Origin of the sequence: Komagataeibacter sp. FXV3 (genome assembly GCF_015155755.1) — a bacterium.
In the GTDB taxonomy this organism is placed as follows: domain Bacteria; phylum Pseudomonadota; class Alphaproteobacteria; order Acetobacterales; family Acetobacteraceae; genus Komagataeibacter.
On sequence record NZ_VWPI01000006.1, the window covers coordinates 1 to 14,926 of the forward strand.

13 protein-coding genes and 4 pseudogenes are annotated in these 14,926 nt (G+C 54.1%); 4 read left to right on the plus strand and 13 right to left on the minus strand.

What is annotated here, in order from left to right; genetic code table 11:
* The 4 genes from F1542_RS00460 to F1542_RS00475 form a co-directional block, all read right to left on the minus strand.
* Positions 1-614, minus strand: a 614-nt coding sequence (locus tag F1542_RS00460; RefSeq protein WP_193731283.1) for an allophanate hydrolase subunit 1, incomplete at its 3' end; no start/stop codon positions are given.
* Positions 611-1,987, minus strand: coding sequence for an acetyl-CoA carboxylase biotin carboxylase subunit (locus tag F1542_RS00465; protein WP_193731284.1), 1,377 nt, complete (start codon positions 1,985-1,987; stop codon positions 611-613). The genes F1542_RS00465 and F1542_RS00460, both read right to left, overlap by 4 nt.
* 16 nt (positions 1,988-2,003) lie before the next feature.
* Positions 2,004-2,246, minus strand: a complete 243-nt coding sequence (locus tag F1542_RS00470; RefSeq protein ID WP_193731285.1) for a biotin/lipoyl-containing protein — start codon at positions 2,244-2,246, stop codon at positions 2,004-2,006.
* Between the two features lie 37 nt (positions 2,247-2,283).
* Entirely contained in the window at positions 2,284-3,063 is a 780-nt protein-coding gene (locus F1542_RS00475; protein ID WP_346011731.1) for a 5-oxoprolinase subunit PxpA, read from the minus strand.
* 157 nt (positions 3,064-3,220) lie between these two features.
* Here F1542_RS00475 and F1542_RS00480 point away from each other — a divergent pair, with 157 nt between their 5' ends.
* Positions 3,221-4,123, plus strand: a complete 903-nt coding sequence (locus tag F1542_RS00480; protein ID WP_193731287.1) for a LysR family transcriptional regulator — start codon at positions 3,221-3,223, stop codon at positions 4,121-4,123.
* A gap of 208 nt (positions 4,124-4,331) precedes the next feature.
* A pseudogene (locus tag F1542_RS00485) lies at positions 4,332-5,295 on the plus strand (IS110 family transposase).
* A 40-nt stretch (positions 5,296-5,335) separates the two neighbouring features.
* Here F1542_RS00485 and F1542_RS00490 read toward each other — a convergent pair.
* Both F1542_RS00490 and F1542_RS00495 read right to left on the minus strand, forming a co-directional pair.
* On the minus strand, positions 5,336-5,821 hold the full coding sequence (locus tag F1542_RS00490; RefSeq protein ID WP_227672321.1) for a transposase: 486 nt from the start codon (positions 5,819-5,821) through the stop codon (positions 5,336-5,338).
* A 49-nt stretch (positions 5,822-5,870) separates the two neighbouring features.
* Positions 5,871-6,212: pseudogene (locus F1542_RS00495) on the minus strand (transposase); the annotation flags it as partial.
* Positions 6,213-6,337: 125 nt separating this feature from the next.
* Here F1542_RS00495 and F1542_RS00500 point away from each other — a divergent pair.
* Positions 6,338-7,633 carry an IS110 family transposase gene (locus F1542_RS00500; RefSeq protein ID WP_408886208.1) on the plus strand — a complete coding sequence of 432 codons (1,296 nt, stop codon included), beginning with the start codon at positions 6,338-6,340 and terminating at the stop codon, positions 7,631-7,633.
* Positions 7,634-7,856: 223 nt separating this feature from the next.
* On the opposite strand, the pseudogene F1542_RS00505 reads toward F1542_RS00500, so the two are convergent.
* Positions 7,857-8,658, minus strand: a pseudogene (locus F1542_RS00505) (IS3 family transposase); the annotation flags it as partial.
* A gap of 65 nt (positions 8,659-8,723) precedes the next feature.
* A pseudogene (locus tag F1542_RS00510) lies at positions 8,724-8,927 on the minus strand (transposase); the annotation flags it as partial.
* A 181-nt stretch (positions 8,928-9,108) separates the two neighbouring features.
* Here F1542_RS00510 and F1542_RS00515 point away from each other — a divergent pair.
* Positions 9,109-9,906, plus strand: a complete 798-nt coding sequence (locus F1542_RS00515) for an IS5 family transposase (protein WP_193731288.1) — start codon at positions 9,109-9,111, stop codon at positions 9,904-9,906.
* 258 nt (positions 9,907-10,164) lie between these two features.
* Here F1542_RS00515 and F1542_RS00520 read toward each other — a convergent pair whose 3' ends face one another.
* From F1542_RS00520 to F1542_RS00540, 5 genes are read right to left on the minus strand one after another with little or no spacing between them, the layout of a single operon-like run.
* Positions 10,165-10,785, minus strand: coding sequence for an HAD family hydrolase (locus tag F1542_RS00520; RefSeq protein ID WP_193731289.1), 621 nt, complete (start codon positions 10,783-10,785; stop codon positions 10,165-10,167).
* Positions 10,782-11,528, minus strand: a complete 747-nt coding sequence (locus F1542_RS00525; protein ID WP_193731290.1) for an SDR family oxidoreductase — start codon at positions 11,526-11,528, stop codon at positions 10,782-10,784. Before F1542_RS00525 ends, F1542_RS00520 begins: the two co-directional genes overlap by 4 nt.
* A 6-nt stretch (positions 11,529-11,534) precedes the next feature.
* Positions 11,535-12,779: an FAD-binding oxidoreductase gene (locus tag F1542_RS00530; protein ID WP_346011732.1), complete on the minus strand. Its 1,245-nt coding sequence runs from the start codon at positions 12,777-12,779 to the stop codon at positions 11,535-11,537.
* Positions 12,780-12,838: 59 nt separating this feature from the next.
* Positions 12,839-13,816, minus strand: a complete 978-nt coding sequence (locus tag F1542_RS00535; RefSeq protein WP_193731292.1) for a lysylphosphatidylglycerol synthase transmembrane domain-containing protein — start codon at positions 13,814-13,816, stop codon at positions 12,839-12,841.
* Positions 13,804-14,691: a decaprenyl-phosphate phosphoribosyltransferase gene (locus F1542_RS00540; protein WP_193731293.1), complete on the minus strand. Its 888-nt coding sequence runs from the start codon at positions 14,689-14,691 to the stop codon at positions 13,804-13,806. The genes F1542_RS00535 and F1542_RS00540 overlap by 13 nt, the downstream gene beginning before the upstream one ends.
* Between the last annotated feature and the right edge of the window lie 235 nt (positions 14,692-14,926).

Below are 14,926 nucleotides of genomic sequence, written 5' to 3' on the forward strand. Positions count from 1 at the left end.
AACTGATACCCCCCCGCCCCGCGGACCGGATAGATCGAACCAAAACAACCACCGTGCCCGATTGAGAGGGCTGGCGTATCCGTTCTGGGCCTTAGATATTTCGGCACCTGGATCTGCTGTTCCTGTTCAACCATCTGGTATAGGAAAGGCAATCCTGCAACAAAACCCACCATCGAAGTAATCCAGGGCGCACTGGTATGGGCTTTTATGAAAGCAGCTACATTCGGATAGCCATTGATGGCAGCGGCGTAGGACAGATCGGTAAGTTCCGGGTTCTGGTGCCTGTCGCGAAATCGCATAAGAGTTTCATGCGTCCAGGGATCACCGTAAAGAACCGGCACTTCAATCACACGCGTTTCAAAACTACCTTCCTCTGCGGAAAGGGTTGAATCCAGTTGTTCCAGTTCGTTCATAAGTATATCTGGCGCAATGATATCTGGATCAAACCGAAGCATCAGGGCGACATTACCCGCGCAGATTTCAGTAATGCCAGCAATCTTCCTGCTCCGGATGACATCAGCAAGATGAAATCCCCTGAAACAAGCTTTCAGGCTCATTTCATCACTAAAAATAGCCAGGATCTGCTCATCACCTCCAAAAGTATAACGGGTCATGACATGGCACTCCCGTGTAACAGCTGATCCTGTGATAGCCAACGTTCCAGCCAACCTGTATCATAGGTTGCTGTAGCCACTTCCGACGTGCCAGCCAGCCTGACGTGAAGGGGAAGCGTTGTGGCAAAGCCCTCTACCCGTGTGGAATCTAGTGTTTTACGCAATGTTGCGAGGGTCTGTGCACGTTGGTCAGCATGAACGATGATTTTTGCAACAAGAGAGTCATAAAAAGGCGGCACCGTGTAACCTTCATATAGAAAAGTATCAACGCGCACCCCGGTGCCTTGTGGCATAACCAGTTTCTTGACCTGCCCCGGTGCGGGAAGAAAATTACGCTCGGGATCCTCAGCATTGATCCGGCATTCAATGGCATGGCCATGGAGATGAATATCGGATTGTTTGAAGTGCAACCTTTCCCCGTCCGCGATACGTAGCATTTCTACCACGATATCAACCCCTGTCACCATTTCCGTTACTGGATGTTCAACCTGGATACGGGTATTCATTTCCAGAAAATAGAATTTTTCCTCCACTTGATCATAAAGGTACTCAACTGTTCCTGCAGAATTATAACCAACTTGCCGGGCTAAATTCACGGCAGATTGGCACAATGCTGCGCGAACAGATGGAGAAAGACAGGTAGCAGGCGCTTCTTCCCACACCTTCTGCCGACGTCGCTGGACCGAACAATCCCGTTCATAAAGATGTATGACGTCATGACCGTCTCCCAAAACCTGAACTTCGATATGGCGGCCATACTCAATCATGCGTTCCAGATATACGCTTCCATTGCCAAAGGCGCTTGCTGCCTCCTGCATGGCCTGAGCAAATAATTCTTCCAGTTGTGTTTCATTCCTCGCCACGCGAATGCCACGCCCACCACCACCTGCCGTGGCCTTAATCATAACGGGATAACCGATATCATGGGCAATCGCACGTGCGGTTGCACTGTCTGCCACACTACCATCGCTACCAGGCAATGTAGGAACACCAGCTTCCCTTGCTGCTGTCAAAGCAGAAATTTTGTCCCCCATTTGGCGAATTATTGCAGCTTTTGGTCCAACAAAGATTAGGCCTGCATCTTCCACACTCTGGGCGAAGGCAGCGTTTTCGGCCAGAAAACCGTATCCGGGGTGAATTGCATCAGCACCAGTTCGCCGCGCAGCATCCAAGATGGCGGGAATGGACAAATAGGAACGCAATGCAGGTGCCGGGCCGATTTCAATCACTTCATCAGCCAGTTGTGCCGCAAGCATGTCCCGGTCAGCCCTGCTTACCACCTGAACGGTGCTGATACCCAGCGCCTGCGCAGCCCGGTTGATGCGAACGGCGATTTCACCCCTGTTCGCAATTAGAAGCTTTGAAATCGACATAATCCTTTCTCCCTGTTCAAACCAGAATTTCAGCCAGCAGATCTCCCGCCATTACTGCATCTTCATTTTCGACAAGATAACCTTTGAACAGGCCACCAACCGGCGCGGTGACAGGTGTGAAAGTTTTCATGACCTCGATCAACCCGATGGTTGCCCCGGTAATGACGATATCGTCCGGCTGAAAATATGGGGGTTGGTCTATACCGGGTTGATTGTAAAAAATACCAGGCATGGGTGCCGCAATCGCGTTGGAAGACATGATATGATCCCTTCTTTTCCAGTGTTTTACCGAAATATCAATTACGTCTGGCAATCTGGATGTCATGACGTGTCAAGGTGTCACGTAGGCTTTTCGCGACAGCAAGTGCGCCATGCGTATCGGAATGGAAACATATGCTGTCGAAGGAAACATCCAGTTCCAAGCCTTCAACTGTCCGCACTTTTCCTTCCATGCATGCACGCAGCACGCGCTGCGTCATGTAATCCACATCCCATTCCGGCGAATTGCGACTAAAGACAATCAACCCGGAGGCATCATATGCTCGATCGGCATAAAATTCCCGCACGACTGGATGTCCAATCATGCAGGCTGCCTGATAGGAGGCTGAACCACAAAGACAGTAAAAGGGCACATCCGGATAAAGTGCATGTATGCGTTCCAAAACAAGCTGCGCGAATTCATGATCTCTCGCGGCATGCATGAACAAAGCGCCATGCAGTTTGATATGGGCTAGTGGAACCTGATATAGGCGAGCAAAGACCTCAAGCGCACCCATCTGGTAGATAACGTCGTTGACCAGAGAAGCTGTCTCAGCCTGGATATGACGCCGTCCGAACCCCCGCAAGTCCTGAAAACCCGGATGGACCCCGATGCCTACATTATGTTGTACAGCCGCAGCGACAATCCGGTTCATGATATCAGGGTCACCTGCGTGAAATCCCGCTGCTATATTGGCTGAACTGATATAATTCAGGATATGATCATCGTCGCCATCGCCTATCAGCCAATGGCCAAATCCTTCTCCCATATCACAGTTCAGATCGATTTTTTTTAAGGGCATGACGCTATTTCCCACCAGCCTCGGTTACTGCGCATGCAAGCAATGCCTCCCGAGGATGTTTCGTATTGATATCGAATCTATCAGGCATGTATGCTGTTTGGAAAATATAAAATTCAGTGGGCGTGATATTGAAAAATCAGAACGTGCACAGTGCTATTATGAAGGATATTCCATGTCCCTGACCCTAAGACAGCTTCGGTATTTTGTGGCGGTAGCCCAGTTCGGAAAAATTTCTCAGGCGGCTACAGAACTATCCATATCGCAATCAGCCATTACGACTTCCATTCGCGAACTGGAAATGTCTGTTGGAACGCCGTTATTTTCTCGTCTGCCTCATGGCATGGAACTGACAAAAACAGGACGCCAGTTTCTAGCTCATGCCTATGATGTGCTAAACAAGGTTGATGAAGCGCTTGGTGTTGGATCAGTGCTTGAAAAATTCAGCGGAACAATTTCCGTTGCCGCTACCTATACCGTCATTGGATATTTTCTACCGCCCCACCTTAAACGTCTCAAGAAAATGTATCCTGATTTAACTATAAATATTCACGAAATAACAAGAAGAAACATTGAACTAGGCCTGGTGAAGGGAGATTACGACATTGCAGTTCTTCTTACGTCCAATATCCATAATCAGGATATTGGATCGGAACCTCTTATTTCTTCATACCGCCGGTTATGGGTTTGCCACCAACATCCATTGCTGGAAAGGCCAGAACTTTCGCTTGCCGATATTTCTGATGAATCTTACGTAATGCTGACCATTGATGAGGCTGCCAATACTTCATTGCAATATTGGAAAAAATCAAAGCATAGACCAAATGTTATACTTCGAACTTCGTCGGTAGAGGCAGTACGCTCTATGGTGGCAAATGGACAGGGTGTCACCATTCTTTCTGATATGGTGTACCGACCATGGTCACTGGAAGGTAAGCGTATCGAGACGGCGACCTTATCAGATCAGATACCGACAATGAATGTTGGACTTGGTTGGAAACGCGGCGCCATATTCACACCGGCCATGATAATACTACGAAATTATTTCCGTGGGTGTTTTCGTGACATGACATATTAGGCTCAGGACTTGTCTTATGAAATCCGGGTCGCTGTATGCGACAAAGGCAGCAGTCAGGAGGTGGCCACCTCGTGACTGCTGGAGAGAGCGGGTCGAGTCAGGACAGGCCATGATGGGCCGCGAATGAGTATGACCGCCTCTTCTTTTTCTCGGGCCTGAACGGATACCTGGGAGAAAATCCTGGATGACAAGCATAGGACAATGGGAAATGGCACAGACATGCTCAAAGCTGGAGAGTCATGACGTTGTTGTTGGCATTGACGTTTCCAAGGATCACCTTGATGCCGCTCAATATCCATCTGGTGACCTGATCCAGACTTCCAACGATACGAAAGGCCTCAGAACGCTTCTACGATGGATTGGCAGGCAACATGCTGTGCATGTTGTCTTCGAGGCGACCGGCCCTTTCCATCGTCAACTGGAGAGTCATCTGGCCAAGGCCGGCATCCCATTTTCACGGATCAATCCGCGGCACGCAAGAAAGTTTGCTGAAGCAACAGGGAAGCTTGCAAAAACGGATCAGGTAGATGCCATGATGCTGGCCAGGATGGGAGCACTTCTTGAACCCAGGACGTCTACGATCTGCAACGAGCTGCAGTCTGCGCTCCAGGAGCTGGCAGCTGGACGACGAAATCTGACCCGTGACAGGACAGCCCTGCTCAATCGCCAGCAAAACCTGCAGCTCAGTCTCCTAAAACGTCTGACACGCTATAGACTTCGTCAGATAGAGGCTCAGATCGCAGCCATCGATCAGGCAATCAGCGAACTGATCTCGACAGACGAGAGCCTCTCTCGAAAACACGCTATTCTGGTCAGTATTCCAGGTATCGGAGAGGCCGGCTGCGATGCTGATCGCTGATATCCCCGAGCTGGGAACACTGGAAAATGGGCAGGTTGCTGCGCTCGCAGGTCTGGCTCCTGTCACCAGGCAATCAGGAAAGTGGCAGGGTAAAAGCTTTATTCGGGGTGGTCGGATTCATGTCAGAAACGCCCTGTACATGCCTGCTCTGGTTGCCATGCGGCATAACCCTGACCTTCGAAGCATTTATCTTAGTCTGACGGATAAGGGAAAGCACGCAAAAGTGGCTCTGACCGCTCTCATGCGGCGTCTCGTCATTCTGGCGAATGTCCTGTTACGCAATGACAGGTTATGGGAACCACGCCACACTTGACCAAGACGAATACTCATCGACCTGAGAGTATCCGTTGTGGTCAAGCCGCTTTTGGCGTCCAAAGCCGATCTTTGTGAAGCAGGGCGTTTGCGAGAACAACGAGCTTTCGCATGATTGCGGTAATGGCGATCTTGGCGTATTTTCCCTTTGCGATAAGGCGATCGTAAACACGCTTGAGGTCTGGGTTGAACCGCATGGCGACGATGGCCGGCATGTAGAGAGCTTGTCTTACGGTGGCACGACCACCCTGGATGAAGCTGCGGCCTCGCCATGTGCCGGACTGGCGCGTGATGGGTGCCAGCCCGGCCAGTGCAGCTGCCTGACCTTCTTCCATCATGCCGAGTTCGGGCATGTCGGCCAGAAGCGCATGAGCCGTGACCGGTACCAGTCCCGGAATACTGGCCAGCACGTCCCGGTGCCGAGACAGATGCGCATCTTCCGCCACGAGCGCGTCAGTTGCCGCATCGAGGGATGTGACCTGCGCCTCGATCTGCCGCAGGCAATGACGCGCGTGGCACTGCAGCAAGCCGATCGTGAGGGTCCTGAGACTGACGTGCCCCCCTTTTTGTATCCACTCAAAAGGAGAGTTCCCGTTTTTCATGGCTTGGAGTTGATGGAATAGCAAGGGTCTCGGGGGCATGCCCCCGAGACCCTTGTCTGGCGACCTGATCCGGTGTCATGCCATTCAGTTGGGAATGTGGGCGTACCGTATTGTAGTCTTCCCGCCAGTCAGCCAGAATCTGGCGGGCATGCGTCAGGGATGTGAACAGCGTTTCGTTGAGACATTCATCCCTGAGCCGGCCATTGAAACCTTCGACAAACCCGTTCTGCTGCGGCTTTCCCGGGGCGATATAATGCCATTCGATCTGCATCCCGTCGGCCCATTTCAGAATGGCATGGGATGTGAATTCCGTCCCGTAGCACATCAGGAAGCGTCGGCATCGGTAATGCCGATCTGGCCTTAAGGCCAGATCGGCGGCCATGACCAGGCGACATGTCTCCATAGTGATGGTGTCCAGCCACACAGAGGAGACAACCGACCGTGACCAGATCCGATACTACACCAATGATTGCTGTCCTCGTCGCCATCGATGTCGCCAAATCCCGCAATGAGGTCCTGATCGAAATGCCTGACAGTCGGCGGCGACGGCGTCTGACCGTGGCTAACACGCGCATCGAGCATGACCGCTTCGTGGCAGAGCTCCAGGCTCTGGCGCCACGACCGGTCATTGTTGGCTTCGAACCGACCGGCCATTATCATCGGCCATTGGCCTGGCGCCTGGTGCAGGCCGGGTTTGATACGCGCCTGATTTCTTCGGTCGCCCTCGCCCGCACACGCGAAGCTCTGCACAATGGCTGGGACAAGAATGATCCCAAGGATGCGCAGGTCATCCTGCACATGCTCCAGATCGGTGCAACCAAACCGTATCACGATCCGCTGGCCAACAGGATCAATGACGTTCAGGAATTGTCCGTTACGCATGAGGTGATTTCCCGTGCCAAAACTGAGGTCCAGCACCGGATCCTTACCCATTATCTGCCGCTTTATTTTCCGGAGATCGAGCGTTTCAGGGGCAATACCCGCAGCGACTGGTTTTTCGCTCTGCTCGAGCAATTCCCGGTTCCGGCCAGCATCACGGCGCTCGGCAAGGATGCGTTTGTCGCGGCAGCCTGGGACGTCGTCGGTCGCAAGGTCAGCAAGTCTCGTCTGCTTGGCGACATCTGGGAAACAGCCCAGACATCCATCGCCTTGCCGATTGCCCCGGATGCTCCTGCGATCGAGATGTTCAGGCTGGTGCTGGGAGAGGCGCGGCGCCTGATTGCCCAGCGCGACGACATTGAGGTTGCGGCAATCGAACTGCTGGGCGAGCATGCCGATTTCCGGCGTCTGCAGCAGGTGCCAGGCATCGGGCCGATCCATGCCCTGACAATCCTGGCCGAGGCGGGCGATCTGAGACGTTTTCGTCATCATCGGCAATTTCTCAAATTCTGCGGTCTGGATCTGTCCACCTACCAGTCGGGTCAGTATCGCGGCAAAACGAAGCTGTCCAAGCGCGGCAATGCTCGCTTGCGCCGCAGATTGTGGATGGCAGCTCAGGTCGCCATTCGTCAGCGCGAGAACAGCTTCCGTGACAAGTTCGATCGCTATGTGGCCAGGGACCGGCATGATCCGGACCTGCGCCGCAAGGCGTTCACAGCCATCACCGCAAAGATGGGACGCGTTGTGCACGCGATCATTAAACGCGGTGACGATTACCGGCCCTTCGTTGAGGGGCCGGTTCCAGGTGGAGGAACCCCTCTCACTCAGTGCCGTGAGGGCGCTTCAGCGACCCTGTAGACAATGTTTGGGTCCTCCACCTGGGTTATCGCACCCCATCTTCAGGACGGTTAGAGCCACGGCGCCATCACGCCGCTCTGGACTTTGTGTTTGCTATAGCAGGGAGCACCTTTATTTTGCGGTAGAGACCGCCTGGTTTTTGCTTGCAGTATTTTTCAACGACAGTGCAAACTGCCGATGGAGACGTGTTGCCAAATCGACCTGATGCTTCCCGATATAGGACGTTGTCGCTGACGATCATCAAGGGAAAGCCACGATGTTCCCCGATCCGGTCGAGTTCGCGGCCGAGCCGCTCGCCTGACAACGACGTATCCGCCACCAGCGCGAGGCATTCGCGCGTGTAATCGTCCACCACCGTCAATACACGGAACCGCCGTCCGTTGTTCAGCGCGTCCGAGACGAAGTCCAGGCTCCATCGCTGGTTTGGCCCGTCGGGCAGCATCATCGGCGAGCGCGTGCCCATCGCCCGTTTACGACCGCCACGTTTACGAACCGACAGCCCTTCCTCTCGATACAGCCGGAACAGCTTCTTGTGATTGGGTGTGAGGCCTTCCCGCGCCAGAAGATAGCTCAGGCGGCGGTATCCAAAGCGGCGCCGCTGGCCCGCCAGTCCCCGCAGACGCTGGCGCAGGACGACATCGTCCGCCCTGGTCGAAATATAGCGCGCAACACGGCGGGCAAGACCGACAAGCGCATAGGCACGGCGTTCGCTCAGGGCCAGAACACCGCGAATATGGTCGACCGCCTGGCGACAGGCGTCACCACTTTTTTCCAACGATTTCCTTCAGCGCCGCATTATCCAGCATGGCATCCGCCAGAAGACGTTTCAGGCGGCTGTTTTCATCTTCCAGCGCCTTCAGCCGTTTGGCCTTGGACACTTCAAGACCACCATAGCGGGGCTTCCATTTGTAGAAGGTTGCGTCATTGATCCCGTGTTTTCGGCAAAGATCAGAGACCTTCAGCCCAGTTTCCTGTTCCTTCAGGATCCCTATGATCTGCTCTTCCGTAAAGCGACTGCGTTTCATCCGTCTGTATCCTTCTCGATCGGACTCTACTTTAAAATGGGCACATTTTTTTCGGGGGGCACGTCACCCTCGTTCTGCTCGATCCACAAGCCGAGGACCTCCTTCGTGCCGTCGGCGCGTATGCCCAGGGCGATATGCACCGCCTTGTTGCGCACCATGCCTTCATCACGGATCTTCACCCGCAGGACATCGAAGAACACCACCGGATAAAACGCCTCCAGCGGCCGGTTCTGCCAGGCTGCCACTTCGTTCAGAACGGCGCCGGTAATAACGGGCTTCTTGCGTCGAGCCATGATGCTTCTCCTTCCTCAGCATCACACCAAACACACGAAATTCAGGATGGGTTCTCAAAAAATAACAGCACCCTAAGAGGCCGTTTGAGAATGTGTTGATGCGGTGGCTTGGGCGTGATTCAAGCGGGGGATGTAGACCCGAGCGAGCCGTGGCCGGATGGCTGGATTTGAGAAGCGATTAAAGCGCTACCCGACCGATCTGACGGATGAGGAATGGCTGTTCATTCAGTTGTTTCTGCCGTCAGCGGCCAAGCGCGGTCGCAAGCTTGTAACGGACCTGCGCGATGTGCTTGATGCGCTTCGCTATCTGGCACGAACAGGCGGTGGATGGTGGATGCTGCCGAACGACTTTCCACCCTGGCAGACAGTGTATTGGTGGTTCCGCCGCTTCATGCGCCGGCTCCTGTTTCGCACGATCCACGACGTCGCACTGATGCTCGACCGTGAACGCGAAGGGCGCGAGCAGAGCCCGACGGCCGCCGTCGTTGATAGCCAGTCCATCAAGGCACCAGCCGCGGAAACGCGGGGCTTTGATGCTGGCAAGAAGGTCGTCGGTCGTAAACGACACATTGTCGTCGATACAGATGGCCGATTGCTCATGGTCAATCTGACCACCGCCGATATCTCTGATAGTGCTGGTGCTCAAGCAATCGTCGTGGCCATTCGCAAGCGATGGCCCTGGCTCAAGCATCTGTTCACTAACGGTGCCTACGACCGCACCCGTCTTATGGATGCCGCGACCTATCAGGATTTCGTCCTCGAGATCATTCGCCGCTCCAACAAGGAGTCGGGCTTCAAGGTGTTGCACCGGCGCTGGGTCGTCGAGCTCACTTTCGGTTGGATGATGCGCTGGAAGCGCCTCGTTCGGGATTACGAGCAGAGGATCGACGTCTCGAAAGCAATGATCCATGTCGCTCTCGGTAGCCTCATGCTCCGCAGAATTGTCCACCCATGACCATTCTCAAACGGACTCTAACATGGGCAAGATCGCTGGCATGCCGTTACCCGTATTGTGCTTGACAATGGCGCACAATACGCGATTATTGCAAATATTTAGGATGATATAGAAAAATATTTGCAATATGATGGGTAAAAAAATTCAAGTTTATCTTCCAAAATCCCGGAGGGTGTCTTGTATTTAAGTCGGGTCCACAAGAATATCCACATTAGTATTATGATATATTTTTTAATATTTAATGCAAATAATAATTTTTTAATTTGTTTTATTGATTTTATTTTTTACCATATATCCTTCATCTGAGAATTTCAGCAATGGAATATCACCTGATGAATCTCCATATGCTGTAATGTACCCATAGCAGCATCCGGGTCTTGATATATATTCTTTTATGCGACGCACTTTTTCTGTTCCGTAACAATTATTGCCTTTCAGTTGACCGGTCACCCGCTGCTTTTTGTTCATTTCCAATGAAGAACACAGCACATTATGAAATCCCACCATGCGCGCCCACGGCACCAGATAGAGGTCAAGTGAAGCGCTGAGCAGGATGCAATCATCGCCCTGCGCCTGGTGCTGTCGCAGGCGGGCCATCATGTCCGGCCGCAGCATGGTGGGAATCCTGTTGTGTGCAAACGCACGTCCTGCTTCCTGCAGGCGGTCCAGGGGCAGGCCGCCAAGCGTATAACGCAGCAGGCGCTGCTTGGCGGTGTCATTGGGTATGCATTTCAGGGCATACCCAACCAGCCAAGGCAAGCTTTTCATCATGCCATAGCCCAGCCGCACGCTGCCCCGAACGGCGTGCAGGAAGGGAATGAGGGAGTCGTGTCGTGTCAGCGTACCGTCAAAATCAAACACGGCAAGCTTGCGGCTCACAGGGAGAGTCTTTTGAAGATGGCTTCGGGAATGAACCGGATAATCAGCATGATGATCCGCCAGAACCACGGCAGATAGACGACGTCCCTTTTATGATTGACGGCATGGATGATCCCCTGCCCGATATCATTCGGTGTCGCCCACAGGGCCCCCTTGGTGGGGATATGCGCCGTCATCGGGGTATCGACAAAGCCGGGCTTGATGGTCAGGACCGTAATGGATGCCTTGGCAAGGCGGTTACGCAGCCCTTGCAGGAAGATATCGACCATGCCCTTGGCCGCTCCATAAACGTAATTGCTCTGGCGGCCACGATCGCCCGCCACGGAGCCGATCACGGCAATCGTGCCTTCCCGGCGCGGCTCGAACAGGTTGGCCGCCAGTGTCGCCAGCGAAATGACGCTCAGCGCATTGGTGCGGATTTCACACATCGTCAGGTCAACCGAAGCCTCGCAGGCTTTCTGGTCCGGCAGGGAGCCATGCGCGACCAGCACGGTATCCGGCATACCAAGGACCTCGGCAGCCTTGGCGTAAAGGGGTTCATGCGTGGAAAAATCATTGAGGTCGGCGGTGGCAATCTCGACAACTTGCCCCTGCGTGCTTCGCGCCAGCAGGTCGGTGCGCATGATCTCCAGCTTGTCCGCGTTGCGCCCGACCAGAAAGAGATTATGGCCCGCCGCAATCCAGTCGCGCGTACATGCGCGGGCAATGGCCGACGTGGCGCCGAATATAATGATATTGCTCATTTAGGGTCATCCCTCAGGTTCATTTACACGACGCCAGAACCCCGAGGAAAATCGAGGATCGATAAAGGCCAGCATCTTTTCCCACTGCGGAAAACCCCGGCGGAACATGGCACCCGACATGCGAGCATCTTTGGCGGGATACAGGGCGCCACCAGACGAAGCAACAATGCTGTCCAGGCGGTTCAGCAACCGCAGCGTTTTTTCACCCAGATTGGGGAAGTCAAGCGCCAGTGTAGCGCCAGGGCGGGGAAAAGAGAGCATCCCGCTGGCAGGGCGGGAGCCAAAAGTCTTGAGCACTGCCAAGAATGACCCCATGCCCGAGCCCGCGATCTGGCGCATCATGTCGGCAATGCCGTCTGCCGAAACCTGCGGCGGCAGCACGCACTGATACTGGTAGAACCCCCTTGTGCCATAGATGCGGTTCCAGTTTTTGACCGCATCCAGTGGGTAGAAATAGGGTACGTAATGGGTCAGGTGGCGGCCACGTGGTAATTTCTGTCGGTAGTAAACTTCATTGAACACCCGAAGAGAGAGGCTGTTGATGCATGAGAACGGCAGATCCACCGGCACATCGCGGTGGTGGTCCTTCCATGGCGGCAGTTCAGGCTGCGGCGGCGCATGCTGACCCGCAAACAGGATACCGCGCCCACTGTGGCGCGTGCAGTCTATCCAGGCCACCGTATAAGGCCATTCGCGCTCGGCGCACGCATTGAGGCGCCAGAATTCATCAAGCGTGGCGAACCGGTAGCCCTGCGTGATCATGAACGGGTTGGAGACCGGCAACAGGTCAAACGTTACCTGCGTGATCAGGCCGGTCAGGCCCAGCCCTCCGATGGTGGCGGCAAACCAGTCGGCATTGTGCTCCGCCGAGCAGGTCAGGCGCTGCCCATCCGAGCGTAGGAGTTCGAATGAGCGGACATGGTTGCCAAAACTGCCGGTGTCGTGGTGGTTCTTACCATGCACGTCATTGGCGACACAGCCGCCCAACGTCACGAAGCGCGTGCCCGGCGTGGCGGCCGGAAACCAGCCCTGCGGCACGACCAGTTCAAGCAGATCAGCTAGCAGCATCCCGCTTTCGCAGGTTACGCGGCCGCACGCGCGGTCAAAGGCAATCAGGTGGTCGAGCGCGCGGGTCCGCAACACGGTCGCACCCGGATTGAGGCAGACATCGCCATAACTGCGCCCGTTGCCAAAGGGAATGCAGGTCTCATCACCCGGCGGCAGGGGCAGGCGGTCATTGCGTGTCCTCACTTCAAGCACATGCCTGTGTCCGACTGTAGGTAGGCGGTTCCAGGATCTGATATCGTCTCTCATGCGGCGGCCTGCTGCGTTGGTGGCATCAGTCGCCTGCGCCCCGCCAGCAGCACGACAAGGCCAAGAAACACGGCAAACCACAGCGTTGTCAAACGGATGATGATGGTTGCGGCGACAGAATCGACACTGGAGACGCCTGTCATGACCAGCAGCGTCGTCATTACCGCCTCGGTGCCGCCCAGTCCGCCGGGCATGAAACTTATGCCGCCGATCAGCATGCCCAGCGCATATATGGACATTGACGTCCACAACCCGACATCCGCCTCCATGCGTTCGAGTACAAGGTGAAAGGCGAAGGCCTCGGCCGACCATGCAGCCAGCGAGAGGGGCAGCATCATCACGATGACATTGACCGTGTAGCACTGCCGGGCTTCGATCAGGATATCAAGCAGGTGCCGCAGCGCCCTGACAGCTTTGAACCGACTGGCGGAAACCCATGTCGCGATGGTTTCCAGTATGCGCCCGTACAACACGACAAATCCGAAAATGAAGATCAGGACAAGGCAGAGAGCGGCGATGGGACGAGCGGGCGGATAGAGAGACAGGCCCGGCAGCCCGATCACTACGATGGCGATCATGTCGGACAGGCGCTCGCTCAGCAATGCAGCAATGCTACGTGAAAACGGCATGCCTCGACTTTCAAGAAAGATGCCGCGTAGCAGTTCACCCGCCTTGCCGGGCGTGGTGGTGAGGGCAAAGCCGGAAAAATAGATCAGGGCACTATCAACCACACCCACCCTGTGGCCCAGCCTCGACAGGTATATCTGCCAGCGCACGAAGCGTAGCCCGTAATTGACCAGCGAAAGGACAAGGGCCAGAAAAATACCCCCGGTACCGACCGTGCCGAGGGCATGAAGGACCTCACCCCAGCCCGCCCAAAGGGAAAACCCCAGATACCCTAGCGCTGCCAGTACACCGGATAGGACAATACCGCGACTGAGCGCTTGCTGGGAGGGAATTTTCAGACCGGCCATACAATGACCCCTATCGTGACCATGAGCCAGAGCAGCCCGGTTATCAGCAGGTGCGGATCGCGCAGCAGGTCGTGCGCGGTGTCATTGCCGCCAGCCCCCCGATGCAGGAGGAAAAGATAGCGAAAAATGCCGTAAACCACCAAGGGAACCGTATAGATCAGGTTTGCGGTGTGGTGTCGCGCCACAGTTTCAGGCGAGACGGTATACAGGCTATAGCAGATGATGGTGCAGGCTGCGCTGATGGCGGTGAACTGCTCGATCATTTCAGGAGAATAGTCATCCAGCACGCGGCGAATAGAAGCGGGATTGACATCGTTGCTGTTTTCCAGCGCCAGCAGCTCGGCGCACCGCTTCGCAAACCCCAGGAAAAGGGTCAACATGAGGCCACACAGCAGGATCCATGACGTGGCATGAATGCCCAGCCCTACCGTGCCGATTAGGATACGCAGCATGAAGCCTGAAGAAATCAGGAACACATCAATGACGGGGATATGCTTCCAGCGAAGAGAGTATCCAATATTGATGACCATGTAGAGTACAAGAAACGTCAGCGCCCAGAGACCTATGATCATCCCCATCCCCAATGCAATGACAACAAGGGAGATTGCCAGAATAATGGCAACCCTGACTGATACTTTCCCACTGGCAATCGGACGATTACATTTGACTGGATGCTGCCTGTCTGCATTGACATCAATTATGTCATTAAAGACATATATTGCACTTGCCATCATTGAGAAGGCTATAAATGAAAGTAAATCTTTTAGAAGAAGATCGTATTCACGAATGTTATAGAACACAGGACCAGCAAAAACAAAAAGGTTCTTTATATATTGATGTGGTCGGCAAAGACGAACAAGGGATATGGTGTTCATTATCTATATCTAGCGAAAATTTTCACTTTAATCTATCAAATATAAATATGTTAGTCAAGGTATCTAAAATAAAATAGTAATGGCAGCGGAATTGGTGGCCTGCTCGCCCCAACCCTCCGTAGAGAACTGGAATTACTTTAGAATCATATCATAAATGAGGTCTCACTCCAGACAGAATGCATCATGACCATTACAAGATGCGACACCGTCTATTGTGTTGTTTGAGGAGGAACTT

Bases quoted from the DNA above. Each gene is read 5' to 3' on its own strand.
- F1542_RS00465 (WP_193731284.1), bottom strand. From the start codon at position 1,987: ATGTCGATTTCAAAGCTTCTAATTGCGAACAGGGGTGAAATCGCCGTT.
- F1542_RS00470 (WP_193731285.1), bottom strand. From the start codon at position 2,246: ATGTCTTCCAACGCGATTGCGGCACCCATGCCTGGTATTTTTTACAAT.
- F1542_RS00480 (WP_193731287.1), top strand. From the start codon at position 3,221: ATGTCCCTGACCCTAAGACAGCTTCGGTATTTTGTGGCGGTAGCCCAG.
- F1542_RS00515 (WP_193731288.1), top strand. From the start codon at position 9,109: ATGGCTGGATTTGAGAAGCGATTAAAGCGCTACCCGACCGATCTGACG.
- F1542_RS00525 (WP_193731290.1), bottom strand. From the start codon at position 11,528: ATGAGCAATATCATTATATTCGGCGCCACGTCGGCCATTGCCCGCGCA.
- F1542_RS00535 (WP_193731292.1), bottom strand. From the start codon at position 13,816: ATGGCCGGTCTGAAAATTCCCTCCCAGCAAGCGCTCAGTCGCGGTATT.
- F1542_RS00540 (WP_193731293.1), bottom strand. From the start codon at position 14,691: ATGAACACCATATCCCTTGTTCGTCTTTGCCGACCACATCAATATATA.